This window comes from Ensifer sp. ENS02 (genome assembly GCF_014851885.1).
GTDB lineage: Bacteria > Pseudomonadota > Alphaproteobacteria > Rhizobiales > Rhizobiaceae > Ensifer > Ensifer adhaerens.
The window spans coordinates 329,260-354,429 of record NZ_JACVAO010000002.1 but is presented as its reverse complement, the minus strand read 5'-3'; the positions used below and the strand labels follow the sequence as shown (position 1 = coordinate 354,429).

Below are 25,170 nucleotides of genomic sequence, written 5' to 3'. Positions count from 1 at the left end.
GGCGTGAAATGCCGTGTTACAACGCTTGCCGCAGCCACCTCACATGATTATGGTGCGGCAGTTTTTTAACCGTCGATTACGGCCAAAGCATGAGTGCAGACTTCGCTTTTACGCCGTCAGGAGTTGTGCATGTTCAAGGGTTCCATTCCCGCTCTCGTAACACCATTCACCGCCACCGGCGCGGTGGATGCGGATGGTTTCGTCGCGCATGTGGAATGGCAGATAAAAGAAGGCAGCCATGGCCTGGTGCCCGTTGGCACCACCGGCGAGTCTCCGACCCTTTCACATGATGAGCACAAGAAGGTGGTCGAGCTCTGCATCGAAGCGGCTGCCAAGCGCGTGCCTGTTATCGCCGGCGCCGGCTCCAACAACACGACGGAAGCGATCGAGCTTGCACAGCACGCCGAAAAGGCTGGCGCCGATGCGATCCTCGTGGTTACGCCCTACTACAACAAGCCGACGCAGAAGGGCCTCTTCGCGCACTATGCCGCGATAGCCGAGAGCGTGAAGCTGCCGATCGTCATCTACAACATCCCCGGCCGCTCGGTCGTGGATATGAGTGTCGAGACCATGGCGGCGCTCAGCAAGGCTTACGCCAACATCATCGGCGTCAAGGATGCCACCGGCAAGATCGAGCGCGTCTCCGAGCAGCGCATGGCCTGTGGTCCGGAGTTCGTCCAGCTTTCGGGCGAAGACGCAACCGCGCTCGGCTTCAACGCCCATGGCGGTGTTGGTTGCATTTCGGTCACGGCGAACGTTGCGCCGCGCCTTTGCGCCGAGTTCCAGCAAGCGACGCTTGCCGGCGATTATGCCAAGGCGCTTGCCTATCAGGACAAGTTGATGCCGTTGCACAAGGCGATCTTCATGGAGCCGGGTCTCTGCGGCGCCAAGTATGCGCTGAACCGCCTCGGCCGTATGAGCCGCACCGTGCGCTCGCCGCTGTTGCCGACGCTCGAGCCGGCAACCGAGGCTGCGATCGATGCAGCACTCAGACATGCAGGATTGATGAACTGATGACACCCAAAGGAAGCCAGCGCACGGTCAACAAGGTTGTGGCGGAAAACCGTAAGGCACGCTTCAACTACGAGATCGTCGACACCTACGAGGCCGGTCTGGTTTTGACCGGCACCGAGGTCAAGTCGTTGCGCGAAGGCAAGGCCAACATTGCCGAATCCTATGCGACGGACGAGGGCGGCGAGATCTGGCTGATCAACTCCTATCTGCCGGAATATCTGCAGGCGAACCGTTTCAATCATGAAACGCGGCGGCGGCGGAAACTGCTCCTGTCGAAGCGCGAGGTCAACCGGTTGCAGGGCGCCGTCAACCGCGAAGGCATGTCGCTGATCCCGCTGAAGATCTACTTCAACGATCGCGGCCGCGCCAAGTTGGAGCTGGCGCTCGGCAAGGGCAAGAAGCTGCACGACAAGCGGGAGAGCTCGAAAGAGCGCGACTGGAACCGGCAGAAAAGCCGCCTGTTGAAAGACCGTGGCTAAGAAAAATCGCTTTGCGTTGCATACGCCAAAGACGGCCGATGCAACGCAGCTGTCGGCCACGGCGCGCTGAAAGCCCTGCCTGCAATTCTTGATATTTATTGAGAGAACTCAACGATCGACGTCGTTGACGCGGAGTGGTTCAAGCGGCGCTCGCGCAATCGCGATCACGCGCCTTGCGTTCGAATGAACGCCTCAGATCTCGACCGGATCGGCCACCGGCTCGGTGTTGTGTCGCGGGGTACGTTCGGACGGTTCGCGGCCGATTTCGGCACGCAGCGTCGCAAGATCGATAAAGTGGTCGGCCTGGCGGCGCAGGTCGTCGGCAATCATGGGCGGCTGCGTCGACATGGTCGAAACGACAGAAACCTTGCGCCCCCTGCGCTGCAGGGCTTCCACCAGCGTGGTGAAATCGCCGTCGCCGGAGAAGATGACGAGGTGATCGACGGTTTCGGACTGTTCCATGGCGTCGATCGCCAGTTCGATATCCATATTGCCCTTGATCTTGCGGCGGCCGAGCGAGTCGGTGAATTCCTTGGCCGGCTTCGTCACGACCTTGTAACCGTTATAGTCTAGCCAATCGATGAGCGGGCGGATTGAAGAGTATTCCTGATCCTCGATGAGGGCCGTGTAGTAGTAGGCGCGCAGCAGATAGCCGCGCTTCTGGAATGCTTTCAGGAGCTTACGATAGTCGATGTCGAAGCCGAGGCTTTTCGATGCCGCATAAAGATTCGCGCCGTCGATAAAGAGTGCGATTTTTTCGCGGGGGTCGAACATCGTCTTTCCTTTTTCAATCGCGGCGCATCAAAGGCCGCCTGCCGGCGGGTGCGCAAAAGTAAGTCGATTACATTAATAATTGCTGATATGGCAAATAATGTAGCTTATGTATTGCATTATTCCAGCCGCGCGCTCGCGAATATAGCTAGTTTTAGCAGTTGCTATAGATCGTCCACATCTCTGGGTCGCTTTTTCCATCAGGGGCTTTATTTATGGCCAGAAAATGCAACCTTAATGTGTGAGCGACGTCTCCAACTCATTCGCATCGCATTTTATCACGAAGTGTGACGTTACGTGAGCGTCCCTTGAAGGAAAAACTTGAACTTGCCTTGTTTTGATTGTATCCGGGCGCTTAATTCCAGAAATCGGACCCGATGAGGCGCCGTCAGGCGACTGCTCCGGTTTCGTGTTGTCAATCCGTGCAGCGGCGATGCCGCCGCGCTTCGAGCCCAAAAGGACAGGCAATGGCCCGCGTCACCGTCGAAGATTGCATCGACAAGGTCGATAACCGTTTCGAACTCGTTCTGCTTGCCAGCCACCGCGCGCGCCTGATTTCTCAGGGCGCCGCCATCACCATCGATCGCGACAACGACAAAAACCCCGTCGTCGCGCTCCGCGAGATTGCAGACGAGACCCTGTCTCCCGGCGACCTCAAGGAAGACCTGATCCACTCGCTGCAGAAGCATGTCGAAGTGGACGAGCCCGAGCCCGATCCGGCTTCGCTGCTTCAGGCCGATGCCGAGACGACGTTTACCGAAGTCGCCGAAGACGAAGATCAGCCGGAAGCCATCACCTTCGACCGCATGTCGGAAGAAGAACTGCTTGCCGGTATCGAAGGTCTGGTGCCGCCGGAAAAGAGCGACGACTACTGAGATCCGTCGCGGAACGCCCGTTCCCACGTGTTTTCAAAGCAGTGCGCCACTCGTATGATTGGCGCACTTTTTTATTGATTTCTTCTAGAGCGAGAAAAGGAAAGTGTTTGCGGTTTTCCGCCCGCATCCCGCTCTAAATTAGGAGAACGATCACGTTTATGATTTTAGGTCGATGGGACCTGAAATCATCATGATCTAGAGGATCGCCAGCGAATGATGCGCCAATACGAGCTCGTTGAGCGCGTGCAGAAGTACAAGCCCGACGTCAATGAAGCCTTGCTCAACAAGGCTTACGTCTATGCGATGCAGAAGCATGGCCAGCAGAAGCGGGCAAGCGGCGATCCCTACATATCCCATCCTCTGGAGGTGGCGGCGATCCTGACCGAGATGCGTCTCGACGAGTCGACCATCGCCGTTGCTCTTCTGCACGACACGATCGAGGACACGACGGCCACACGGCAGGAAATCGACGATCTCTTCGGCGAGGATATCGGCGCGCTCGTCGAAGGACTGACGAAGATCAAGAAGCTCGATCTCGTCACCAAGAAGGCCAAGCAGGCGGAGAACCTGCGCAAGCTGCTGCTCGCCATTTCGGACGATGTGCGGGTTTTGCTCGTGAAGCTCGCCGACCGGCTGCACAACATGCGCACGCTCGACCACATGTCGGCGGAAAAGCGCGCCCGCATCTCCGAAGAGACCATGGATATCTACGCGCCGCTCGCCGGCCGCATGGGTATGCAAGACATGCGTGAGGAGCTCGAAAACCTCTCGTTCCGCCATATCAATCCCGAGGCCTTCGAAACGGTCACCCGGCGGCTGGAGGAATTGTCCGAGCGCAACGAGGGCCTGATCAAGAAGATCGAGGACGAGCTTCGCGAGCTGCTTCAGGCCGAGGGCCTGAAGGCGGCGCAGGTGAAGGGTCGGCAGAAGAAGCCCTATTCGGTCTTCCGCAAGATGCAGTCGAAGTCGCTGTCCTTCGAGCAGCTGTCCGACGTCTGGGGCTTCCGCATCATCGTCGACGATATCCCGTCCTGCTACCGGGCGCTCGGCATCGTCCATACGCGCTGGCGCGTCGTCCCGGGCCGCTTCAAGGATTACATCTCGACACCGAAGCAGAACGACTACCAGTCGATCCACACCACCATCGTCGGCCCGTCCCGCCAGCGCATCGAGCTACAGATCCGCACCCGACGCATGAACGACATCGCCGAATACGGTATCGCGGCGCACTCGCTCTACAAGGACAGGGAGGGCAAGGAGGGTGCGTCGGCAGATGCGGCCCTGTCGCCGACGTCGAACGCCTATTCCTGGCTCCGGCGCACGATCGAATCGCTCGCGGAAGGCGACAACCCGGAAGAGTTCCTGGAGCACACCAAGCTCGAACTTTTCCAGGATCAGGTATTCTGCTTCACGCCCAAGGGCCAGTTGATCGCACTGCCGCGCGGCGCGACGCCAATCGACTTTGCCTATGCCGTTCACACAAATATTGGTGACACCTGCGTCGGCGCCAAGATCAACGGCCGTATCATGCCGCTGGTCACCCGCCTCAATAATGGCGACGAAGTGGAGATCATCCGCTCGGGCATCCAGGTGCCGCCGCCGGCCTGGGAAGAAATCGTCGTTACCGGCAAGGCCCGCTCGGCGATCCGCCGCGCGACGCGTGCGGCCATCCGCAAGCAATATGCCGGCCTCGGCTATCGCATTCTTGAGCGCACCTTCGAGCGCGCCGGCAAGAGCTTTTCGCGCGAGGCGCTGAAGCCGGCGCTGCATCGGCTCGGTCAGAAGGAAGTCGAGGACGCCATCGCCTCCGTCGGCCGTGGCGAGCTTTCCTCGCTCGACGTGCTGCGTGCGGTCTTCCCGGATCATCAGGACGAGCGGGTCACGGTGAAGCCCAGTGCCGACGACGGCTGGTTCAACATGCGCAGTGCCGCCGGCATGGTGTTCAAGTTGCCGGGCCGCGGCAAGGATGCCAACGGTGTCGCCCAGGTCGAGGGGCCGGAGGCCCTGCCGATCCGCGGTCTCTCGGGCAATGCCGAGGTTCATTTCAGCCCGGCCGGGGCCATCCCGGGCGACCGCATCGTCGGCATCATGGAGAAGGACAAGGGGATCACCATCTACCCGATCCAGTCGCCGATCCTGCAGAAGTTCGATGACGAGCCGGAGCGCTGGATCGACGTGCGCTGGGATCTGGACGAGGCCAACAGCAGCCGCTTCATCGCCCGCATCGCGATCAGCGCCCTGAACGAGCCGGGGACGCTGGCCGAGGTGGCCCAGGCGATCGCCACCAGCGACGTCAACATCCGGACTTTGTCGATGGGGCGCGTGGCTGCGGACTTCAGCGAACTGCAGTTCGACCTCGAAGTCTGGGACCTGCGCCAGCTCAACCACCTGATCACGCAGCTCAAGGAATTGCCGAGCGTGTCCATGGTGAAGCGCCTGTTCGAATGAGCCGACTGGCCGCGCCTTGCGCAAATGCCTGCAAAACAGGCAGCCTGCGCGGGGCGAAATGGCAAGCCATGCCATCAGCGCATGGCTGCCGCTATTTCCTGTGTCTGGTGGAACAGGGACCTCTAAACTATCTTCTCGGTCGGGAGGTAACCAAAGAGGTTTGCCATGTTTAATCAGTTGAAGAAGATCACCCGCGCTCTGCGCGTCCCCACTCAGGAAGAGCGCGAGCTCGCCTATCTCAATAACTCGGTCGACCGTATCGACCTCGAGTACCGCCAGCGCCAGATCGATCGCGGCCTGTTCCGTAACTACTAAGCCCGCTGCGTCCCGTCTTCTGGCGGGATGCCGAGCCATGCGTTCGGTGGATGGCTCGCCTGCGACATGCGCGCGGCGCCTGTGCGGGTTGCAAGCGACAGGCAGGACGCCTATCTTGCGGCCAGAAAACAGGCGGACGCGCGGTCTTGTGCCGGCTGACGGCTTCAAGACGCGGTCATGACGGCATATGTTATTCAGGCGCAGAAAACCGGTTACGATTTCCGAAAGGCTGCGGTCCCTCGTTTGGCCGCGCAAGGGTTTTGCACGCGGCCTGCGTTATGTGACGCTGCGTGTGTTGCGCCTTTCATCGACACCGCATTCGATTGCCGTCGGCGTGGCGGCGGGTGCCGCTTCGTCCTTCACGCCGTTTTTCGGTCTGCACATCCTTATAGCGGTTGCGCTCGCTTTCCTGTTCTCGGGCAATCTCGTGGCGGCGGCGATCACGACCGCGCTCGCCAATCCGGTCACGATCCCGATGATCCTGACGGCGTCCTACGAACTCGGGACGGCAATCCTCGGCGTCGAGAGCGCACACGCTGCGAGCTCGGCCGACGTCATGCGCATGGTCGAGCACCTCGACCTTCCGGCCCTTTGGGGTCCGGTGTTCAAGCCGATGCTGGTCGGCTCATTGCCGCTCGCGGCAGGCGGCGCCGTCCTTTCCTACATTGCGGCCTACCAGGCGGCCCGGCTCTTCCAAAAGCGCCGCCGGGCACGCACCAAAGAGCTCGGATCCTCTTCATGATCATAGGCATAGGCAGCGATCTGATCGATATCAGGCGGATCGAAAACTCGCTTTCCCGCTTCGGTGAGCGCTTCGTTCAGCGCTGTTTCACCGAAATCGAGATCACCAAGTCCGAAGGGCGGAAGAACCGCGCGGCATCCTACGCCAAGCGCTTCGCTGCCAAGGAAGCCTGTTCCAAGGCACTCGGCACAGGCCTCGCGCAGGGCGTCTTCTGGAAGGACATGGGCGTCATCAATTTGCCGGGCGGCAAGCCGACAATGAACCTGACCGGCGGTGCCGCCGCGCGTCTGGAGCAGATGTTGCCGCCGCATCATCGCGCCGCCATTCATCTGACGATTACCGATGATTTTCCACTGGCCCAGGCCTTCGTGATTATCGAGGCGCTGCCCGTTGCCCCGATTGAGGGAACGGTTTAGAGCATTCCGCTGGAAAAACCGGCCCTGACCGATTGAAGGGGCGGCGGTTTGCAGCATATGAGACCGGGATTGCGCGCAGTCCAAAGCCGGACCGAGAGTACGGACAAAAGTTGAGAGCAGGCCCCGCGCGGGCGTTGCGATGATAAAGGAACACAGTAGCGTGGCAGAAAAGACAGAAGCGAAGCAGAGCGGCCTCTGGGAGAACGTGAAGGTCGTCATCCAGGCATTGCTCCTGGCCTTGGTCATCCGTACGGTTCTCTTTCAGCCCTTCACCATTCCGTCCGGCTCGATGATGCCGACGCTGCTGGTTGGCGACTACATCTTCGTCAACAAGTTCGCCTACGGCTTCTCCAAGTACTCGCTGCCGCTTTCGCCCGATCTGTTCTCCGGCCGCATCTTCGCAAGTGAGCCGAAGCGCGGCGATATCGTCGTCTTCCGCTTCCCGCCGAACCCGGATATCGACTACATCAAGCGCCTCGTCGGCCTGCCGGGCGACCGCATCCAGGTGCGCAACAGCATCCTCTACATCAACGACAAGCCGGTCGAGCGCACGCCGGATGGCGGCTTCCGCGCCGACGACCAGTACGACACCGGCGGCGACGTTCCGGTTTTCCGCGAAACGATGGACAATGGCGTCTCCTATGACACGCTTGACCAGTTCCCGGATGCGCGCGGCGACAATACCCGCGAATTCATCGTGCCCGCCGGCCATTACTTCATGATGGGCGACAACCGCGACAACTCGGCTGACAGCCGCTTCGACGTCGGCTTCGTGCCTGCCGAAAACCTCGTCGGCCGCGCCAGCATGATCTTCTTCTCACTCGGTCACGATACGTCGTTCCGCGAAGTGTGGAAGTGGCCGACGAACCTGCGGTACGACCGTCTGTTCAAGGCGGTCGAATGATGAAGTCGCGGTCGCTGGGCGCGGAGGATCGGGTAAAGCTTGAGGCCGTGATCGGTTATCAGTTCACGGAGAAGGAGCGCCTTGATCGGGCGCTCACCCATTCCAGCGCGCGAAGCGCCAAGGGTTCCAACTATCAGCGCCTCGAATTCCTGGGTGACCGGGTGCTCGGGCTTTGCGTGGCGGAGCTTCTGTTCCAGACCTTTCGCGATGCCAATGAGGGCGAGCTTTCGGTCCGGCTGAACCAGCTCGTCAGCGCCGAAAGCTGCGCCAAGGTCGCCGACGACCTGGAGCTGCACCAATTCATCCGCACAGGCTCGGACGTCAAGAAGATAACCGGCAAGGCGATGATGAATGTGCGGGCGGATGTGGTAGAGTCGCTGATCGCCGCCATCTATCTCGACGGCGGTCTCGAAGCTGCCCGCGGCTTCGTGCTGCGCCATTGGAAAGATCGCGCGGTGCGTGCCGATGGGGCTCGCCGCGATGCAAAGACCGAATTGCAGGAATGGGCGCATGCCAAGTTCGGCATCGCGCCGGCCTACCGGACGGATGAGCGCTCCGGCCCCGACCATGACCCCCGCTTCACGGTAACCGTCGAAGTCACGGGTGTCGCGCCGGAGACCGGAACGGACAGATCCAAGCGCGGAGCCGAGCAGGTGGCCGCGACAAAATTGTTGGAACGCGAAGGCGTGTGGCGGAAGAGTTCCGCCGGAAATTGACGGAAAACATGACGGACATTGAAAAAGATACGGCCGCCGAAGGCGCGCCGACCCACTCGGGCTTCGTGGCGATGATCGGAGCGACCAACGCAGGCAAGTCGACCCTGGTCAACCGCCTCGTCGGCGCCAAGGTTTCGATTGTCAGCCACAAGGTGCAGACGACGCGCGCGATCGTGCGTGGCATTGCCATTCATGACAACGCCCAGATCGTTTTCATGGACACGCCCGGCATCTTCAAGCCGCGCCGCCGGCTCGACCGCGCCATGGTCACGACCGCCTGGGGCGGTGCCAAGGATGCGGACGTGATCATGTTCCTGATCGACAGCGAACGCGGCCTGAAGGGCGATGCGGAAGCGATTCTTGAGGGGCTGAAGGAAGTGCACCAGCCGAAGATCCTGGTGCTGAACAAGATCGACCAGGTGCGTCCCGAAGACCTCTTGAAGCTGGCGGCTGCCGCCAACGAGACGATCAAGTTCGAGCGCACCTTCATGATCTCGGCGCTGAACGGCTCGGGCTGCACGGATCTGATGGATTACCTGGCTGAGACGCTGCCAGAAGGCCCCTGGTACTATCCGGAAGACCAGATCTCCGATCTGCCGATGCGCCAGCTTGCCGCTGAAATCACCCGCGAAAAGCTCTTCCTGCGGCTGCACCAGGAACTTCCCTATGCCTCGCATGTCGAAACCGAGAAGTGGGAAGAGCGCAAGGACGGCTCGGTGCGCATCGAGCAGGTGATCTATGTCGAGCGCGAGAGCCAGAAGAAGATCGCGCTTGGCAAGGGTGGCGATGCGATCAAGGCGATCTCGACCGCATCGCGCAAGGAGATCTCCGAGATCCTTGAGCAGCCGGTGCACCTGTTCCTGTTCGTCAAGGTACGCGAAAACTGGGGCGACGACCCCGAGCGCTTCCGCGAAATGGGCCTGGAATTTCCGCGATAAGGCCGCACGCACACCGTTTGGTGTGATGTTCTACGGCACCCGTTGAAACGGGTGCCGTATCAAACGCAGGCGGCCTCAGGCGCCCGCTATCAGCTTTCCTTTTGCATCGAGAACCGGTTCGCCGTCCTCCTTCGAGAACGGGCCCTTGTGCGTGTCCGGCAGGATGTCGAGCACCCGTTCGGATGGACGGCAGAGCCGCGTTCCGATCGGTGTCACCACGAAGGGGCGGTTGATGAGGATCGGGTGGGCCATCATCGCGTCGATCAGCCGTTCGTCGCTGACCGTGGGCTCGCCAAGCCCGAGTTCCGCATAGGGCGTGCCTTTCTCGCGGAGTGCGTCCCGCACCGTCAGGCCGGCATCGGCAATCATCTTTTCCAGCGCCTGCCGCGACGGCGGCGCCTGCAGATACTCGATCACCGTCGGCTCGATACCGGCGTTGCGGATCATCGCCAGCGTGTTGCGCGAGGTGCCGCAGGCGAGGTTGTGGTAGATCGTGACGTTCATGCGCTTGCCTTCCGCGGTGTTGAGACCGCCGCTGCGGCCAGCTTCCACGGTTGCTCAAAGCCATAGGGTCGAAGCTTGCCGCAGGCAAGTCGGCCGCCCGTGTCAGTTCGTACCGGCGTCAGCGACCTGCCGCTTTGCGAGCGCCGGGCCGATCATCTCGATCCGGTTGGTCCAGATGTAGCCGGAGAACCCTGGCGGTACCATTTCCAGATCCTGCATCGTGTCGATGCCGGTGGTGAAATCGCCGCCGCCATAGGGACCGAGCAGGATGATTTCGCTCCCGGCCGCCTTCATCCGTGCAGCGAAACGGTCGGGCCAGCCCCAGAGAAACGGGGCATAATTGCCGGGCACGATCACAAACGTGTTCTTGCACGCGTCCGGCATCAGGCCGGTCCAGCCGTAGCCGAGATAACGGGTCAGGCACGCCATCGTCGACGTCCGGTCGTAGCCTCGCATCCCTTGCAGGCGTTTCAGCGTCTCGCGGGTCGGCTCCTCGCCGCCATAGACGCCGAACACGGCCTCCCGCCATTGCGGTTGCGCGTCGATACGCGTTGCGAGTTCAGCGCCTTCCTCAGCGCGCCGGCTCTTGAAGTTGATCAGGAACTTGCGGTCGGGCAGGGCGGCCAGCACCTCCTCGAGCGTCGGCATCTGGCCGACGCCCTTGCCGCGGAACGGGAAGGTCTTGCCGCCGTCGGCCGTGTAGCCATAGCCGATGTCGAGAGACTTCAGCGCCGTCATCGGCGTTTCCTCGGTGACGCCCTTGGCCTCGGTCCGGCAATCGAGCGTCCAGTCGTGGAAGACGGCGAACTGTCTGTCGGGCGTCAGATGCACGTCGAGTTCGACGACATCTGCGCCGGCGTCGAAGGCGGCCTGCATCGAGGCGATCGTGTTTTCGAGATAGGGATGCTCCGGCGTCCTGATGATCGTTGCCGTACACGTGTCCCTGCCGACGTTGTCCTTCGGATAGGTTTGATGCATGCCCCGGTGGGCAAGCAGTTTTGCGATGCCCGCCGGCGGCGCGACGAACAACGATGTGTTCATCAACCACACGACCGCGACAAACAGCACGAAAATGGCAAGCGCTTTCTTCATCCTGATTCTCCTCTGGGAATCGGGATTGCCCGACATTGTGGCGCGACGATGTTGTTTTGCACGTATCGCGTGCGTGCGTGTCGCGGATTGCGAACAATGTGTCACCCGCGCGCGCGGTTGACCGTGGTCCGGGCCCCGTGAGAGGTAGCCGTCACAGACTTGCGATCCAGGAGAAAGAGATGCCGCAGCTCGTCGAGGGAAAATGGGTCAAGGGCGACGTTGCGGCGAGCGAGATGAAGGGCGGCGCGTTCCATCGCGAGCCGACGCGGTTTCACCGCTGGATCACGCCCGATGGCAGGCCGGGCCCGGAAGGGCAGGAGGCCCTGCCAGCCGAGGCCGGGCGCTTCCGCCTGTTCGTTTCCTATCTCTGCCCTTGGGCCTCGCGTACGATCGCCTTCCGCAATCTCAAGGGTTTGCAGGACATTGTCGGCTTGACCGTTTCCAATCCGGAACTGGGCGAAGATGGCTGGGTCTATGACGAGCCGGTCGATGCCGGCGCGCGCGTCGGCAAGATCCGCTTCCATCACGAACTCTATGTGGCGAGCGATCCGACCTACACCGGTAAGGTCTCTGTTCCCGTGCTCTGGGACATGCGCGAAGGGCGGATCGTCAACAACGAGTCCGCCGATATCATCCGCATCTTGAACTCGGCCTTCGATGGGCTCACCGGCAACCGGCTCGACTTCTACCCCGAGGCGCTGCGTGCCGAGATCGACCGCTGGAACGGCCCGATTTACGAGCGTGTCAACAACGGCGTCTATCGCTCCGGCTTCGCCAAGACCCAGGGCGCCTATGACGAGGCGGTGGCAAGCCTCTTTGGCATGCTCGACGAACTGGAGGCCCACCTTGCGGACAATCGTTACCTCGCCGGCGAGCACCTGACCGAGGCCGACATCCGCCTCTTCGTCACCCTCGTTCGCTTCGACGCGGCCTATCACGGAGCGTTCAAATGCAACATCCGCCGGATCGAGGATTATCCGGCGCTGTCGAATTACCTCCGCGAGATCTACCAGTGGCCAGGCATCCGCGAGAGCGTACGCATCGACCATATCAAGCGCGGCTACTATGGCATCGTCCACATCAACCCGACGCGCATCGTTCCGGCAGGCCCGCTGCTCGATTTCGACCGGCCCCATGACCGCGCGCGTCTGCCGGGTCTAGGTGTCGCTGAAATCTAGGTTTGTTTCGCAGCATTTGCTAAGGAAACAAATTTATGAGGGGCCATAAAGAACCCATTGTCAATCGATCGAAGCTTCCTACCTTAATTTGAGTTCTGATGGATAGGAGCCCGATGGCGGCTGCCTGACGAATTCGCGGCGATGTGCCCGCCGGATACCCGTGAGGCTACGCCCGTGCCGGTTCTCGCCGCTTCCGGACGCGCTGGCGCCTGTTCCCGATGCGCCCCGCGCAACCACTCCTGAAGCCCCGAAAGAGCCGACCCTTCGCATCTCTCATGCACCAGGACACGTTCGGAAGCTCTGGTAGGGGTGGGATATGAATGCAGCATTGTTGACATTGCTTCGCCGTCTGGTGCGCAACGGTAACCTGACGGTTGTATTTTCTTCCGGTGAAAAAGTGATCCTGGGTGACGGCAGCGGAAAGCCGGCATCAATCCGCATCATCGATGCGGATGCGGAGGCGGCGATCGTTCGTGATCCCGGTCTTCGTTTCGGTGAAATGTATATGGACGGGCGTGTCGTCATCGAGAAGGGCGACATCTTTGATGTGCTCTCGATCGTCAAGGAAAACGGCATCGAGAACGCGGCCAATGCCACCAACACGATGACCGGCCTGTGGCATGTGTTGCGTCAGCAATTGCTGAGCCGAATCCCGGTCAATCGTAACCGGCACAACGTCGCCCATCACTACGACCTTGATCGCAAGCTTTTCGACCTGTTTCTCGACGAGGACTGGCAATATTCCTGCGCCTATTTTCAACCGCAGGGCATATCGCTCGATGCCGCGCAGCTCGCCAAAAAACGGCATATCGCGGCAAAGCTCCTGCTGGAGCCGGGCCAGAAGGTGCTGGAGGTCGGCTCTGGCTGGGGCGGCATGGCCATGTATCTGGCCGAATCCTCGGGCGTTGAGGTCACCGGCATCACGCTCAGCGAAGAGCAGCTGAAGGTCTCGCGTGATCGTGCCGCCAGGCGTGGGCTCTCCGATCGGGTCCGCTTCGAACTGCAGGACTACCGCACTTTGCAGGGCCGGCAGTTCGACCGCATCGTCTCGGTCGGCATGTTCGAGCATGTCGGCATCGGCAACTACGGCAACTTTTTCGACAAGATGAACGCGCTGTTGAAGCCCGACGGCGTCATGCTGCTGCATTCGATCGGCCAGATCTACAAGCCCTGGGCCACCAACCCGTGGATCGAGAAGTACATCTTCCCCGGCGGCTATATCCCGGCGATTTCGGAGGTCCTGCCTTCCGTCGAGCGCACGCGGCTGCTGGTGAAGGATGTCGAAATCCTGCCGATGCACTATGCCTGGACGTTGAAAGCCTGGCGCGAGCGTTTCGTCGCCCGGCGCGAAGAGGCGATCAAGCTCTATGACGAGCGGTTCTTCCGCATGTGGGAGTTCTATCTGGCTGCGTCTGAGACGGCCTTCCTCTACGACAAGCACTTCATCTTCCAGCTGCAGATCTCACCGTCTCTCGGTGCCGTCCCGGCCTCGCGCGGCTATATCGAGGAGAGGGAGCGGCAATTGATCGAGTTCGAAAAGCGCCGGCCGCCGCTCGAGCCAGTCAATACCTGGGACGTCGTGCCCGAGCAGGAGCATGTCGAGCCTGCCGCCATGGCGTGTTGAACCATCGGCCGTCCCGCCTGAAAGCGGGGCGGTCGATCCATCTTCTGTGGAGTTCCGGTTTTCTGCCGAAGGCCTTCACTTGGCCTTCAAGGTCTGCGCCTTTATGGTCGCCGATCAAACAGCAAAGACGGAATTCCCATATGGCCAGCCCTGCAAAACCCATCGCCGCCATCATCGCCAGCGAAATCAAGGCGACACCTTCGCAGGTCGTTGCGGCGGTCGAGCTGCTCGACGAGGGCGCCACGGTGCCGTTCATCGCGCGTTACCGCAAGGAAGTGACGGGCGGGCTCGACGATACGCAGCTGCGTATGCTTTCGGAACGGCTGACCTATCTGCGCGAACTCGAGGCGCGCCGTGCATCGATCCTCGAATCGATCCGCGGCCAGGACAAGCTGACCGCCGAACTCGAAGCCAAGATCGCCGCCGTCGAAACCAAGGCCGAACTCGAAGACATCTATCTGCCCTATAAGCCAAAGCGCCGCACCAAGGCGGAAATCGCCCGCGAGCGTGGCCTCGGGCCTCTGGCAGAAGCGATCCTTGCTGATCGCTCCATAGCGCCTGCCGACCGCGCCGCGGTCTTCCTGACTGCAGAGGTGGCCGATGTGAAGACGGCGCTCGATGGTGCGCGCGATATCATCGCCGAAGGCATGACGGAGAATTCCGATCTGCTCGGCCGCCTGCGCAACCACATGAAGGGGGCCGCCTTCCTGCGCGCCAAGGTCGTCGACGGCAAGCAGGAGGCCGGTGCCAAGTTCTCCGACTACTTCGATCATTCCGAGCGCTGGGCGACGACGCCAGGCCATCGCGCGCTGGCCATGCTGCGCGGCTGGAACGAAGAGGTGCTGTCCGTCGATATCGTCGTCGACCAGGACGATACCTCGCCGGTCAAGCCGGTCGAGCGCATGATCGCCGCCGCCTACAATGTCGGTGGCCACCTGCCGGGCGACAAGTGGCTTGCCGAGATGATCGGCTGGACCTGGCGCGTGAAGCTCTCCATGTCGCTGTCGCTCGATCTCATGCGCGAACTGCGTGAGCGCGCCGAGGAAGAGGCGATCCACGTCTTTGCCCGCAACCTCAAGGATCTGCTGCTGGCCGCACCTGCGGGATCGCGGGCGACCATGGGGCTTGATCCGGGCATCCGCACCGGCGTCAAGGTCGCCATCGTCGACGGCACCGGCAAGTTGCTCGAAACCACAACCGTCTACCCGTTTCCGCCGAAGAACGATGTCCGCGGCACCCAGGCGGAACTCGCTTCGCTCATTCGCAAGCACAAGGTGGAGCTGATCGCCATCGGCAACGGCACCGGCAGCCGCGAAACCGAAAAGCTCGTGGCCGACATGCTCTCGCAGCTCCCGGCGCCGAAGCCGACCAAGGTCATCGTTTCCGAAGCCGGCGCCTCGGTTTACTCGGCTTCCGAAACCGCCGCCCTGGAATTCCCGGGCCTCGACGTTTCGCTGCGCGGTGCGGTCTCGATCGCCCGCCGCCTGCAGGATCCGTTGGCTGAACTCGTGAAGATCGAGCCGAAGTCAATCGGCGTCGGCCAGTACCAGCACGATGTCGACCAGTCGAAGCTCAGCCGTTCGCTGGACGCGGTGGTGGAAGACGCGGTGAATGCCGTCGGTGTCGACGTCAACACGGCTTCTGCGCCGCTGCTGGCGCGCGTTTCAGGCCTCGGAAAATCCTCCGCCGAGGCGATCGTCGCTCATCGCGATGCGACCGGCCCGTTTGCGAGCCGCAAGGAACTGTTGAACGTGCCACGGCTCGGCGCACGCACCTTCGAGCAGTGCGCGGGCTTCCTGCGCATTCCCAACGGCAAAGAGCCGCTCGACGCCTCCTCGGTCCACCCGGAGGCCTATGGTGTCGCCAAGAAAATTGTTGCTGCCTGTGGTCGCGACGTACGTGCGCTGATGGGCGACAGCGTCGCGCTGAAGAGCCTCGATCCGAAGGTTTTCGTCGACGAGCGCTTCGGCTTGCCAACGGTCAAGGACATCCTTGCGGAACTGGAAAAGCCCGGTCGCGACCCGCGCCCGAGCTTCAAGACCGCAACCTTCGCCGACGGTATCGACGACATCAAGGACCTGAAGGTCGGCATGCAGCTCGAGGGCACCGTGACCAATGTCGCCGCCTTCGGCGCCTTCGTCGACATCGGCGTGCACCAGGACGGCCTCGTGCATGTGTCCCAGCTCGCGGATCGCTTCGTCAAGGATCCGCATGAGGTGGTAAAGGCCGGCGATGTGGTGACCGTTCGTGTCACGGAGGTCGATGTTCCGCGCAAGCGGATCGGCCTCACCATGCGCAAGGATGGTGGCGCCGAGACGGGCCGCGAGCCGCGGTCGGGCGCGGCGGGCGGCAACAACAATCGTGGTCCCGTGCCGCGCCAGCAGAAGCCGCAGCAACCGGCTCAGGGCGCCTTCGGTGCGGCGCTGATGGAAGCGATGAAGCGCAAATAGGGCAGGCCTTCGCCGCGGGCGCATCCGGCGTCCCCGGCCGCATGCTCTATAAATTAGCTAATTGTAATAATCTGGCCTTTCCACCATACTGACTGCAGGGCGGCGCGGACATATTGTGCCCATGCCGCAGCCGGCCGGCGACGGAAAGGTCAACGCAAACTCCTTCGCCGGGCGTCCGGTGAAAGGAGTTCGGTGATGGTGGGCAGTGCGATCCGCGGCCTGGCATTGGTCGCCCTCTTGGCGGCGGGCGTGGCGGCGCGTCCCGTTCCCGCGATCTCCCAGGCTCCGGTCAATTGTGCCGACCGGTCCGAAGTGATCGCGTTTCTGACGCGGCAATATCAAGAGAAGCAGGCGGCAACCGCGCTGATCAACCAGCAGGCGATCATGGAGATCTACGCTGCCGACAACGGCAGCTGGACGCTGATCGTCACCGACGTCAATGGGCGAAGCTGCGTCATCCTCGCCGGCAAGAGCTGGGAAACCCTGCCACCCTTGCCGATACCGAAAGCCTAGCTTCTTGGGGCTGAGCGGGCGCAGCCGCTCCTGTCAGAGCGACCGGCCGACGCTCGAATAGCTGAAGCCGTGCTTCACCACCTCGTCCTCGCGGTAAATGTTCCTGAGGTCGACGAGAATGGGCGTCTTCATCACGGTCTTGAGCCGGCGGAAATCAAGCGCCCGGAACTCGTTCCATTCGGTAACGATGACCAGCGCATCGGCTTCGTTGGCGGCCTCGTAGGGGTCGCTGGCGTAGTCGATCCCGTCGATCACCTTCTTCGCGTTTTCCATGCCCTCCGGGTCATAGCCGATGACATGGGCGCCAGCGTCCTGCAGCGTCTGGACGACCACGATCGCCGGGCTGTCGCGCATGTCGTCGGTGTTGGGCTTGAAAGTGAGGCCGAGGATCGCGATCTTGCGGCCGCGCACGTCCCCGCCGGCCGCTGCGATGACCTTGCGGCCCATGGCCCGCTTGCGGTTGTCGTTGACGGCCACCGTCGTCTCGACCAGTCGCACCGGGCTGTCATAATCCTGCGCGGTCTTCACCAGCGCCAGGGTGTCCTTCGGGAAGCACGATCCGCCGTAACCTGGACCGGCATGCAGGAATTTCGAGCCGATTCGGCCATCGAGGCCGATGCCGCGGGCGACATCCTGCACATTGGCACCGACCCGCTCGCAGAGATCCGCCATCTCGTTGATGAAGGTGATCTTCATCGCGAGGAACGCATTGCCGGCATATTTGATCAGCTCGGACGTGCGGCGCGAGGTGAAGACCAGCGGCGACTGGTTGAGATAGAGCGGACGATAGACCTCGGTCATCACGTCCCGCGCCCGCGCGTCGTCGCCCGAAAGGCCGATGACGATGCGGTCGGGCCGCTTGAAGTCCTCGATCGCGGCACCCTCGCGCAGGAATTCCGGGTTGGAAACGACCGCGAAATCGGCGTCCGGATTGGTTTCGCGGATGATGCGCTCGACCTCGTCGCCGGTGCCGACCGGAACGGTCGATTTCGTCACGATCACGGTGAACCCCTTGAGGTTCTCGGCAATCTCGCGCGCAGCCGCATGCACATAGGAAAGGTCGGCATGGCCGTCACCGCGCCGTGACGGCGTGCCGACCGCAATGAAGATGACATCGCTGTCGGCGACGGCGGCAACGAGATCAGTCGTGAAGGTAAGGCGGCCCGAAGCGACGTTGCTGGCCACCAACTGGTCCAGGCCGGGTTCGAAGATCGGAATGCGCCCCTGCATCAAGGCGTCGATCTTGCTCTCATCCTTGTCGAGACAAACGACGTCGTGACCGAAGTCCGCAAAACACACGCCGGAAACAAGGCCAACATAGCCGGCGCCGATCATCGTGATTTTCATAGGCTCTTTCCCTTGTTGTGTTCCACAGCGAACTCAGTTCATAGAACGTGCAATTGCGTATTTTTGCAATTGCTTATGCGCTCAGGTTCACACCCATTTATGCTCGATTGCGCTTAAAGCAAGCCGTCCCGCCAGCAGAATAATCCGTGGGGAGTAGCTGGTGAGCGGCTCACCGGTTCGCGTTGTAGTAATCCTTGTACCAGGCAGCGAAGCGCGCCACGCCCTCTTCGACAGAAAGCGAGGGTTTGAAATTGGTCAGCGCTTCGAGAAGGTCGGGGGAGGCGTAGGTGCGGGGCACATCGCCCTGCTGCATCGGCAGCATGTTGCGCACCGCCGGCTTGCCGACCGCCTTCTCGACCGTTTCGACGAAGGTCATCAGTTCGACCGGCTGCCCGCCGCCGATATTGACCACGCGGAAAGGCCCCTGGCGCGAGAGCGTGTCCTCGGCCTTTTCCTCCGGCACGCGGTTTTCTTCCGCCGGCGCCACATGGGAAAGCCGGAGAATGCCCTCGACCAGGTCGTCGATATAGGTGAAGTCGCGGCTCATGCGGCCTTCGCCATAGATATCGATCGGCTGTCCCTTGTGGATGGCATCGACGAACTTGAACAACGCCATGTCGGGCCGCCCCCAGGGGCCGTAGACCGTGAAGAAGCGGAAGGCAGTGGTCGGCACCTTGTAGAGATGGGCATAGCTGTGCGCCATCAGCTCCATCGACTTCTTGGTGGCGGCATAGAGCGTCATCGGCTCGTCGGCACGGTCGGTTTCGGCAAACGGGGTTTTTTCGTTGGCGCCGTAGATCGAGGAGGTCGAGGCCAGCATCAGGTGCTTAGGGTTAAGCTCCCGCGCCAGTTCCAGCATGTTCCAGGAGCCGACCAGGTTGGAATCCACATAGGCCTTCGGGTTCTCGAGGCTGTAGCGCACACCCGCCTGGGCGGCGAGGTGGATGATGACTTCGGGTTCGGCGAGCTCGGCCGCCCGGCGCAGCGCGTCTCTGTCCTCAAGCATGCCGACGACGGGCTTGAAGCCGTTCGAGCGAGCGAGGATCGCGTGCCGATTCTCTTTCAGCGTAACGTCGTAATAGGGGGTCATCCCGTCGAAGCCGACAACGAAATGCCCTTCGTCGATCAGCCGCTTGGCGAGGTGAAAGCCGATGAAGCCTGCGGTGCCGGTGATGAGGTAGCGCACGACGATGTCCCCAATTTACGTATCGGCCGTTCATACGAAGAAAGCCGATCGATTGAAAGCCGAAACCATCGGTCTGGTTACCGGTCGAGGTCCTGTTGCAGGGCGGACAGCACCGACATCGCATGGCCGGCATACTGGCTGATCCAGCGATCATGGATCGCTTGGATCGGCAATGCGTTCAGATGGTTCCAGCGTTCACGCCCCTCGCGGCGGACGAGTACGAGCTCGGCCTGCTCAAGGACTTTCAGGTGCTGCATGACCGTACAGCGGTCGAGATTGCTGAAGCGCTCGCAGAGCATGCCGGTGGTCTGCGGCTCCTGGCGCATGGCGTCGAGCATCTGCCGGCGCAGCCCGTTGGCGAGCGCCTTGAATACCAGGTCGTCTTTCGAATCGGTTGACATGTTATGTTTCTATAACATACTCTTGTTGGCCCCGACAGGAGGAATACGCCATGCCCTTTGAATTTCGTGTGAACGGACGGATCGGCCGCCCTGTCGCCCAGGTATTTGATGCGGTCGTCAATCCGGACCAGCTCAGCCGCTACTTCGTGACGCTCGGCGGCATCAGCGGGCCGCTGGTGGCCGGCGCAACCGTGACCTGGTGGGGCGAGGTGCCGATCCAGGTGGAGGTGGTCGAGCCCAACGAGCGTATCGTCTTTTGCTGGGGCGCCATGGTCGCCGAGGGCGAGGATGCCTACCAGACCCGTGTGGAGATGCGCTTCCAGCCGCTGGAGGATGGCGCCACGATGGTGACGATCGCCGAAACCGGCTGGCGCGAGAACGCGCAGGGGCAGAAGAGTTCCTACATCAACTGCGAGGGCTGGTCGCAGATGCTCGCCTGTATGAAGGCCTGGCTCGAATACGGCATTAACCTGCGCGACGGCTATTACCTCAGCGAACTCTCAGGCAAGCCGGCGCTCGAGCCACAGGCCTAGCCGGCCGGTCGTCTGCAGTGCGGCGCCGACTTAAGCAACGGGCGTTAATGTGCCTGAATGCGCCGGGCGTCACTGAGGCGCGCCCGGCTGAGCATTCGGCGCCTCAATACATCGGAGGAAGGCCGCCATTGGCGGCGCTCGCCATGGGAATGCCGCCGGCCGGCTCCGTCATCGGCGGTTCGGCCTGCAGCACGACGACGCGCGAATCGACCGGTACGCGGCTGTAGAGGTCGATGATATCGGGATTGAAGAGACGGATGCAGCCGCTGGACACGGCCTTGCCGATCGACCAGGCCTCGGTCGTGCCGTGGATGCGGAACAGCGTGTCGCGGTTGCCCTGGAATAGATAGAGCGCGCGGGGGCCAAGCGGGTTGCGCACGCCCGGCTCCATGCCGCCGGCAAGCGGGCCGTAACGTTCCGGCTCGCGCGCCACCATCTCTTGCGTAGGCGTCCAGCGCGGCCATTCGGCCTTGCGCGCGATCCGCGCTTCACCCTCGAATTCGAGGCCGGCCTTGCCGACGCCGATGCCGTAGCGCATCGCCATGCCGCCATCCTGCACGAGGTAGAGGAAGCGGTTCTGGGTATCGATCACGATCGTGCCCGGCGGCTCATGCGTCTGATAGGCGACCTGCTGGCGCAGATAGCGCTTGTCGACCTTGCTGATGTCGATGGCATCCAGTGGGAATTTCTCGTTCGGCAGCGGGCCGTACATTGCCACATAGTATGGATCCGGTCCCTTCGGCTTGGCTGGCCCCGACGTGGTGACGCAGCTTGCGAGCGTCGAGGTGGCGAGAAGAAGGGCGAAGAGCTGCGCCAGGCGGCCGGCGCTGTTCCGGGACACACACATAATAAAGTTTTGATCCTGCTGATTGTCATTTTCGGGCGGGAGACACGGCTTTTGCCGCCCTTCCGTTCTAATGTCAAAGACGGCGTCGGGGCGGCGACAGCATGTCGCAAATGAGGCAACCATTAGGTGTGGCCGAAAGGCTACAGTCGGCAATGGCGTTTTGCTTCCGCAAGACAGCTTGATCCGCTTTCGACCGCGGGTGTATGCCATAGCCATGCAATGGAGCGATCAGGCCATCATTCTCGGGATCCGGCGGCACGGCGAAAGCTCGGCCATCGTCGAGGTCATGAGCGAAACCCACGGCCGGCATCTCGGCATGGTGCGCTCGGGGCGTTCGCGCACGATGCAGCCGGTGCTGCAGCCGGGCAACTCGGTGGAGGTCACCTGGCGCGCCCGGCTCGACGAGCACATGGGCGAATTCCGGATCGAACCGGTGGAGCTGCGGGCCGCCCGGCTGATGGAAACGGCAACCTCGGTCTATGGTATCCAGGCGCTCGGCGCTCTCCTTAGGCTGCTTCCCGAGCGCGACCCGCATCCGCATCTCTACGAGGCGCTGACCGTCATCGTCGACCATCTCGCCGATCCCGCCGACGCCGGAGAATTGTTCGTGCGCTTCGAACTCGCAGTCCTCAACGACCTCGGCTTCGGGCTCGATCTCACCGAATGCGTTGCAACCGGCGCTCGTACCGAACTCGTCTATGTCTCGCCGAAATCGGGCAGGGCGGTCTGCCGGGAGGCCGGAGAGCGTTATGCCGACCGCATGTTGGCGTTGCCGGACTTCCTTTCGGCCGAAGCGCGAAGGGCTGCGGATCACGACAGCCTCGCCGCCGCCTTCCGCCTGACCGCCTTCTTCCTCCACCGCCATGTCTATGAGCCGCGCGGCCTCGACGTTTCTTCCGCCCGCGACGGTTTCGTCCATGCGGCGCTGAAGGCGCTGAAAGCGCAATCCTCAGCCGCCTGATTCCCAGGAGTTATCGATGTACCAAGAGCTTTATCCCGGCATGTCCGTATCCGGCGTCGGCGTGCTGTCGCTCGACCGCGTCGCCCGCGATGGCGGTCTCAAGGCAATGCAGGATCTTTTGAGCGGCGAGCTGCCGGCGCCGCCGATGTCGAAGACGCTGAAGTTCGGGTTGAGCGAAGTCGAGGAGGGTCGGGTGGTCTTCAAGGGGCTGCCGACCGAGGAACACCTCAATCCGCTTGGCACAGTGCATGGCGGATGGACGGCAACGATCATGGATTCGGCCCTCGGCTGCGCTGTCTTCACCACCGTCAAACCTGGGGAGGCCTATACGACGGTCGAGTTCAAGGTGAACCTCGTGCGGCCGCTACTGCCCGATATGGGCGAGGTCTTCTGCGAGGGGCGCATCGTGCATCGTGGCCGCACCATCGCGACCTCCGAAGCCTGGCTGCGCGACCGCAACGGCAAGCTGCTCGCCCACGGCACCGAAACCTGCGCCATCTTCCCGATCGACAATCTCAGGCGTTAAAGCAATTCCAGGAAAAGTGCGAAGCGGTTTTCCGCCCGGAATTGCGTCACTTCAAGCTGAGCAATTCCAGGAAAAGTGCGAAGCGGTTTTCCGCCCGGAATTGCGTCACTTCAAGCTGAGCAATTCCAGGAAAAGTGCGAAGCGGTTTTCCGCCCGGAATTGCGTCGGTCAAGCAATGTCGGAAGCAAGAAACGCCGCGCAGAATGGCGCGGCGTTCCTCTTTGTAATCGCAGTCCTGATCAGCCGATGCGGCCGCCGCCCTGCTTCGTTACGGCGACGACAGCCGGGCGTACCGGCATGTCGTCCTGGAAGTCCGGCCAGCGGGTGGCCGGCGTCTCGTAAGTTGCAAGGCCGGCGTCGCCCGGGTGCTGGACGGCGAGGAAGAATGTGTCCGAGGTCGGGTTGAAGCAGGGGCCGCACATTTCGGCGCCGACCGGCACGCGGAAGAAGAGCTTCGACGTGCCGCGGGCGGCGCCGTCCGTGTCGATCGCCCAGATACCGTCGGTGCGGCCGGTGTCCTTCTCGTTGTTGCCGTCGGTCGATACCCAGAGGCGGCCATCGGTGTCGATGGCGCAATTGTCGGGCATGCCGAACCAGCCGTTCTTGGTGGTGGCGGTCGAGAACGAAGCGCCGACCTCGGCAACGCTCGGATCGCCGCACTTCAAGAGAACGTCCCAGCGGCTCTTCAGCGACGCGAAGTCGCCGTCGGTCTCGGTGATCTCGACGATGTGGCCGAAGGCGTTCTTGGCGCGCGGGTTGGCGGCGTCGACTTCTTCGGCCTTGCGCTTGGTGTTGTTGGTCAGCATCACGTAGACCTTGCCCGTCTTCGGGTTCGGCTGAACGTCTTCCGGACGGTCCATCTTGGTGGCACCGAGCGCGTCGGAGGCAAGACGGGTGTTGATCAGCACGTCCGCCTGCGAGGCAAAGCCGTTGGCTTCGGTCAGCGGGCCTTCGCCGTGCGTCAGCGGCATCCAGGTGACGGTGCCGTCTTCGTCGAACTTGGCGACATAGAGTGTGCCCTCGTCGAAGAGGTCCATGTTGGCGGCGCGATCGTCAGGGTTGAACGTGCCCTTGGTCACGAACTTGTAGACATAGTCGTAGCGCTCGTCGTCGCCGGAATAGAGCACGACGCGGCCGTCCTTGTTGACGATCGATTCGCAGCCTTCGTGCTTGAAACGGCCGAGGGCTGTGCGCTTCTTCGGCACCGACGTCGGATCAAGCGCGTCGACCTCGACGATCCAGCCGAAGCGATTGGCTTCGTTCGGCTCCTTGGAGACGTCGAAACGGTCGTAGAAGGACGCCCATTCATACTGGCCGCCCGGTGCGCCCAGCCGCTTCAGCTGCTTGTATTCCGGATGGTCCTCGGCAATCTCGCCGCCGAAATAGCCGTTGAAGTTTTCTTCGGCCATCATGTAGGTGCCCCAGGCGGTGACGCCGCCGGCGCAGTTGTTGAGCGTGCCGAACACCTTTTTGCCGGTCGGGTCGGACGGCGTCTTCAGGCGGTCGTGACCGGCGGCCGGGCCGGTGATCTGCATCTCGGTGTTGACGGTGATGCGACGGTTGTTCTTGCCGTCGAGAACCGGCTGCCACTTGCCGTCGACCTTGCGGATCTCGATGATCGTGCCGCCATGTGCGGCCATCTCGATGTCGACCAGCTCCTTGCTGTATTCGCCGAGAACGACCTTCTCTTCCTCGACTTCCTTGCCGTCCTTCGTCACCTTTTCCTTCACGACGCTGGCGAAGGCCGGGAACATCAGTTCGGCATTGGTGTATTCGTGGTTGACGACGAGCAGGCCGTGGTCGGCGCTGCCGTCGAGCGGGATGAAGCCAACATAGTCGTTGTTGTAGCCGAACAGCTTTTCCTGGGCAGCGGCCGTCTGGTTCTTCGGGTCGAACTCCGGGCTGTCGGCGAAGATCTTGTCGCCCCAGCGAAGCAGGACGTCGGCATCATAACCTTCGGCCACATGGTGCTTTTCGTCGACGCCGGCTTCGATCTCGGTAAAGTCGAAGCGCGAACCGTCCTCGGCGCGTGCCTCTTCGGCGGTCAGGAGAGCGAGCGGGCTGACGGTGGTCGAGATCGCGGCAACTGCCAGCGAGCCGCCGATGAACGACCGGCGCGAGAAGCGGCGGTGGATGATGTCGCCCATCGTCGGATTGGCGGAACAGTTGTGGCCGACATCTTCCAGCTCTTCCCTGCGTTCCGTCAGCGTCTTGAATTCGGTCTCTTCCGTCTGGGCGAGATGCTTGTCCATGATCGGGTCTCCTGGTTGAACGATGGAAACCACCGCGCAAGGCAGCGGTGTTCATCCGCCTGTACCAGCTGCCCCATGACAGTTCTGCGACATTTCCGTGAAGAGATTACAGCGCTCGGCCGTCTATAGATTTGGCGC

The 25,170-nt window shown here is 62.0% G+C and carries 25 protein-coding genes; 17 read left to right on the top strand and 8 right to left on the bottom strand.

From position 1 onward, the window contains the following. Nucleotides 1-129: 129 nt before the first annotated feature. Nucleotides 130-1,014: a 4-hydroxy-tetrahydrodipicolinate synthase gene (gene dapA / locus IB262_RS06280; RefSeq protein WP_060522097.1), complete on the top strand. Its 885-nt coding sequence runs from the start codon at nt 130-132 to the stop codon at nt 1,012-1,014. Further along, nucleotides 1,014-1,493, top strand: coding sequence for an SsrA-binding protein SmpB (gene smpB, locus IB262_RS06275; protein ID WP_192493480.1), 480 nt, complete (start codon nt 1,014-1,016; stop codon nt 1,491-1,493). The genes dapA and smpB overlap by 1 nt, the downstream gene beginning before the upstream one ends. A gap of 192 nt (nt 1,494-1,685) precedes the next feature. Here smpB and IB262_RS06270 read toward each other — a convergent pair whose 3' ends face one another. Further along, on the bottom strand, nt 1,686-2,267 hold the full coding sequence (locus IB262_RS06270) for an NYN domain-containing protein (protein ID WP_034804147.1): 582 nt from the start codon (nt 2,265-2,267) through the stop codon (nt 1,686-1,688). Nucleotides 2,268-2,731: 464 nt separating this feature from the next. Between IB262_RS06270 and rpoZ the strand changes: the two genes are divergently transcribed. The 8 genes from rpoZ (at nt 2,732) to era (ending at nt 9,618) form a co-directional block, all read left to right on the top strand. After that, a complete protein-coding gene (gene rpoZ, locus IB262_RS06265) occupies nt 2,732-3,139 on the top strand; it encodes a DNA-directed RNA polymerase subunit omega (RefSeq protein WP_112975743.1) in 408 nt (135 codons plus the stop codon). 213 nt (nt 3,140-3,352) lie between these two features. Further along, complete coding sequence (locus IB262_RS06260; protein WP_034804141.1) at nt 3,353-5,587, top strand: bifunctional (p)ppGpp synthetase/guanosine-3',5'-bis(diphosphate) 3'-pyrophosphohydrolase; 2,235 nt, start codon at nt 3,353-3,355, stop codon at nt 5,585-5,587. 165 nt (nt 5,588-5,752) lie between these two features. Beyond that, on the top strand, nt 5,753-5,902 hold the full coding sequence (locus IB262_RS06255) for a DUF3563 family protein (RefSeq protein WP_112975742.1): 150 nt from the start codon (nt 5,753-5,755) through the stop codon (nt 5,900-5,902). Nucleotides 5,903-6,089: 187 nt separating this feature from the next. Further along, a complete protein-coding gene (locus IB262_RS06250; RefSeq protein ID WP_034804125.1) occupies nt 6,090-6,644 on the top strand; it encodes a DUF2062 domain-containing protein in 555 nt (184 codons plus the stop codon). After that, a complete protein-coding gene (acpS, locus tag IB262_RS06245) occupies nt 6,641-7,060 on the top strand; it encodes a holo-ACP synthase (protein WP_060580956.1) in 420 nt (139 codons plus the stop codon). Before IB262_RS06250 ends, acpS begins: the two co-directional genes overlap by 4 nt. 160 nt (nt 7,061-7,220) lie before the next feature. Beyond that, nucleotides 7,221-7,964, top strand: a complete 744-nt coding sequence (gene lepB / locus IB262_RS06240; protein WP_060522099.1) for a signal peptidase I — start codon at nt 7,221-7,223, stop codon at nt 7,962-7,964. Continuing rightward, entirely contained in the window at nt 7,961-8,680 is a 720-nt protein-coding gene (rnc, locus tag IB262_RS06235) for a ribonuclease III (protein ID WP_034804107.1), read from the top strand. Before lepB ends, rnc begins: the two co-directional genes overlap by 4 nt. An 8-nt stretch (nt 8,681-8,688) precedes the next feature. After that, nucleotides 8,689-9,618 carry a GTPase Era gene (gene era, locus IB262_RS06230; protein WP_112975763.1) on the top strand — a complete coding sequence of 310 codons (930 nt, stop codon included), beginning with the start codon at nt 8,689-8,691 and terminating at the stop codon, nt 9,616-9,618. Between the two features lie 75 nt (nt 9,619-9,693). On the opposite strand, the gene arsC is transcribed toward era, so the two are convergent. Together arsC and IB262_RS06220 are read right to left on the bottom strand one after the other, a co-directional pair. Next, the gene (arsC, locus tag IB262_RS06225; RefSeq protein WP_112975762.1) at nt 9,694-10,122 is read right to left on the bottom strand and encodes an arsenate reductase (glutaredoxin); all 429 of its coding nucleotides are present in this window, start codon (nt 10,120-10,122) and stop codon (nt 9,694-9,696) included. Nucleotides 10,123-10,224: 102 nt separating this feature from the next. After that, the gene (locus IB262_RS06220) at nt 10,225-11,214 is read right to left on the bottom strand and encodes a glycerophosphodiester phosphodiesterase family protein (protein ID WP_112975741.1); all 990 of its coding nucleotides are present in this window, start codon (nt 11,212-11,214) and stop codon (nt 10,225-10,227) included. Between the two features lie 179 nt (nt 11,215-11,393). Between IB262_RS06220 and IB262_RS06215 the strand changes: the two genes are divergently transcribed. The 4 genes from IB262_RS06215 to IB262_RS06200 all read left to right on the top strand — a co-directional run bounded on the left by IB262_RS06215 (nt 11,394) and on the right by IB262_RS06200 (nt 16,979). Next, nucleotides 11,394-12,392 carry a glutathione S-transferase family protein gene (locus IB262_RS06215; protein ID WP_034804100.1) on the top strand — a complete coding sequence of 333 codons (999 nt, stop codon included), beginning with the start codon at nt 11,394-11,396 and terminating at the stop codon, nt 12,390-12,392. Nucleotides 12,393-12,708: 316 nt separating this feature from the next. Then, nucleotides 12,709-14,016 carry a cyclopropane-fatty-acyl-phospholipid synthase family protein gene (locus tag IB262_RS06210; RefSeq protein ID WP_112975740.1) on the top strand — a complete coding sequence of 436 codons (1,308 nt, stop codon included), beginning with the start codon at nt 12,709-12,711 and terminating at the stop codon, nt 14,014-14,016. A gap of 140 nt (nt 14,017-14,156) precedes the next feature. Continuing rightward, nucleotides 14,157-16,466: a Tex family protein gene (locus IB262_RS06205; protein ID WP_192493479.1), complete on the top strand. Its 2,310-nt coding sequence runs from the start codon at nt 14,157-14,159 to the stop codon at nt 16,464-16,466. A gap of 195 nt (nt 16,467-16,661) precedes the next feature. Then, nucleotides 16,662-16,979 carry a hypothetical protein gene (locus IB262_RS06200; protein WP_034804097.1) on the top strand — a complete coding sequence of 106 codons (318 nt, stop codon included), beginning with the start codon at nt 16,662-16,664 and terminating at the stop codon, nt 16,977-16,979. Nucleotides 16,980-17,012: 33 nt separating this feature from the next. Here the strand turns inward: IB262_RS06200 and rkpK are convergent, their stop codons facing one another. The 3 genes from rkpK to IB262_RS06185 form a co-directional block, all read right to left on the bottom strand. Continuing rightward, complete coding sequence (gene rkpK, locus IB262_RS06195) at nt 17,013-18,326, bottom strand: UDP-glucose 6-dehydrogenase (protein ID WP_060522103.1); 1,314 nt, start codon at nt 18,324-18,326, stop codon at nt 17,013-17,015. 169 nt (nt 18,327-18,495) lie between these two features. Beyond that, the gene (locus tag IB262_RS06190) at nt 18,496-19,512 is read right to left on the bottom strand and encodes an NAD-dependent epimerase (RefSeq protein WP_112975738.1); all 1,017 of its coding nucleotides are present in this window, start codon (nt 19,510-19,512) and stop codon (nt 18,496-18,498) included. 77 nt (nt 19,513-19,589) lie between these two features. Beyond that, nucleotides 19,590-19,913 carry a metalloregulator ArsR/SmtB family transcription factor gene (locus IB262_RS06185; RefSeq protein ID WP_034804089.1) on the bottom strand — a complete coding sequence of 108 codons (324 nt, stop codon included), beginning with the start codon at nt 19,911-19,913 and terminating at the stop codon, nt 19,590-19,592. A gap of 50 nt (nt 19,914-19,963) precedes the next feature. Between IB262_RS06185 and IB262_RS06180 the strand changes: the two genes are divergently transcribed. Then, nucleotides 19,964-20,446 carry an SRPBCC domain-containing protein gene (locus tag IB262_RS06180; RefSeq protein WP_060604160.1) on the top strand — a complete coding sequence of 161 codons (483 nt, stop codon included), beginning with the start codon at nt 19,964-19,966 and terminating at the stop codon, nt 20,444-20,446. A gap of 103 nt (nt 20,447-20,549) precedes the next feature. Here IB262_RS06180 and IB262_RS06175 read toward each other — a convergent pair whose 3' ends face one another. Then, nucleotides 20,550-21,293: a L,D-transpeptidase gene (locus IB262_RS06175; protein WP_034804083.1), complete on the bottom strand. Its 744-nt coding sequence runs from the start codon at nt 21,291-21,293 to the stop codon at nt 20,550-20,552. A gap of 214 nt (nt 21,294-21,507) precedes the next feature. On the opposite strand from IB262_RS06175, the gene recO reads away from it, so the two are divergent. Further along, complete coding sequence (recO, locus tag IB262_RS06170) at nt 21,508-22,254, top strand: DNA repair protein RecO (protein ID WP_112975737.1); 747 nt, start codon at nt 21,508-21,510, stop codon at nt 22,252-22,254. A 16-nt stretch (nt 22,255-22,270) separates the two neighbouring features. Next, nucleotides 22,271-22,780 carry a PaaI family thioesterase gene (locus IB262_RS06165; protein ID WP_034804064.1) on the top strand — a complete coding sequence of 170 codons (510 nt, stop codon included), beginning with the start codon at nt 22,271-22,273 and terminating at the stop codon, nt 22,778-22,780. Nucleotides 22,781-23,019: 239 nt separating this feature from the next. On the opposite strand, the gene IB262_RS06160 is transcribed toward IB262_RS06165, so the two are convergent. Next, nucleotides 23,020-25,032 carry a PhoX family phosphatase gene (locus IB262_RS06160; protein ID WP_060580949.1) on the bottom strand — a complete coding sequence of 671 codons (2,013 nt, stop codon included), beginning with the start codon at nt 25,030-25,032 and terminating at the stop codon, nt 23,020-23,022. Nucleotides 25,033-25,170 lie beyond the last annotated feature (138 nt).

Bases quoted from the DNA above. Each gene is read 5' to 3' on its own strand.
- IB262_RS06215 (WP_034804100.1), top strand. From the start codon at position 11,394: ATGCCGCAGCTCGTCGAGGGAAAATGGGTCAAGGGCGACGTTGCGGCG.
- acpS (WP_060580956.1), top strand. From the start codon at position 6,641: ATGATCATAGGCATAGGCAGCGATCTGATCGATATCAGGCGGATCGAA.
- IB262_RS06205 (WP_192493479.1), top strand. From the start codon at position 14,157: ATGGCCAGCCCTGCAAAACCCATCGCCGCCATCATCGCCAGCGAAATC.
- IB262_RS06200 (WP_034804097.1), top strand. From the start codon at position 16,662: ATGGTGGGCAGTGCGATCCGCGGCCTGGCATTGGTCGCCCTCTTGGCG.
- IB262_RS06160 (WP_060580949.1), bottom strand. From the start codon at position 25,032: ATGGACAAGCATCTCGCCCAGACGGAAGAGACCGAATTCAAGACGCTG.
- IB262_RS06260 (WP_034804141.1), top strand. From the start codon at position 3,353: ATGATGCGCCAATACGAGCTCGTTGAGCGCGTGCAGAAGTACAAGCCC.
- IB262_RS06165 (WP_034804064.1), top strand. From the start codon at position 22,271: ATGTACCAAGAGCTTTATCCCGGCATGTCCGTATCCGGCGTCGGCGTG.
- dapA (WP_060522097.1), top strand. From the start codon at position 130: ATGTTCAAGGGTTCCATTCCCGCTCTCGTAACACCATTCACCGCCACC.
- rnc (WP_034804107.1), top strand. From the start codon at position 7,961: ATGATGAAGTCGCGGTCGCTGGGCGCGGAGGATCGGGTAAAGCTTGAG.
- arsC (WP_112975762.1), bottom strand. From the start codon at position 10,122: ATGAACGTCACGATCTACCACAACCTCGCCTGCGGCACCTCGCGCAAC.
- IB262_RS06180 (WP_060604160.1), top strand. From the start codon at position 19,964: ATGCCCTTTGAATTTCGTGTGAACGGACGGATCGGCCGCCCTGTCGCC.
- IB262_RS06270 (WP_034804147.1), bottom strand. From the start codon at position 2,267: ATGTTCGACCCCCGCGAAAAAATCGCACTCTTTATCGACGGCGCGAAT.
- IB262_RS06175 (WP_034804083.1), bottom strand. From the start codon at position 21,293: ATGTGTGTGTCCCGGAACAGCGCCGGCCGCCTGGCGCAGCTCTTCGCC.
- smpB (WP_192493480.1), top strand. From the start codon at position 1,014: ATGACACCCAAAGGAAGCCAGCGCACGGTCAACAAGGTTGTGGCGGAA.
- rkpK (WP_060522103.1), bottom strand. From the start codon at position 18,326: ATGAAAATCACGATGATCGGCGCCGGCTATGTTGGCCTTGTTTCCGGC.
- rpoZ (WP_112975743.1), top strand. From the start codon at position 2,732: ATGGCCCGCGTCACCGTCGAAGATTGCATCGACAAGGTCGATAACCGT.
- IB262_RS06185 (WP_034804089.1), bottom strand. From the start codon at position 19,913: ATGTCAACCGATTCGAAAGACGACCTGGTATTCAAGGCGCTCGCCAAC.
- IB262_RS06255 (WP_112975742.1), top strand. From the start codon at position 5,753: ATGTTTAATCAGTTGAAGAAGATCACCCGCGCTCTGCGCGTCCCCACT.
- IB262_RS06250 (WP_034804125.1), top strand. From the start codon at position 6,090: ATGTTATTCAGGCGCAGAAAACCGGTTACGATTTCCGAAAGGCTGCGG.
- recO (WP_112975737.1), top strand. From the start codon at position 21,508: ATGCAATGGAGCGATCAGGCCATCATTCTCGGGATCCGGCGGCACGGC.
- era (WP_112975763.1), top strand. From the start codon at position 8,689: ATGACGGACATTGAAAAAGATACGGCCGCCGAAGGCGCGCCGACCCAC.
- IB262_RS06210 (WP_112975740.1), top strand. From the start codon at position 12,709: ATGAATGCAGCATTGTTGACATTGCTTCGCCGTCTGGTGCGCAACGGT.
- IB262_RS06220 (WP_112975741.1), bottom strand. From the start codon at position 11,214: ATGAAGAAAGCGCTTGCCATTTTCGTGCTGTTTGTCGCGGTCGTGTGG.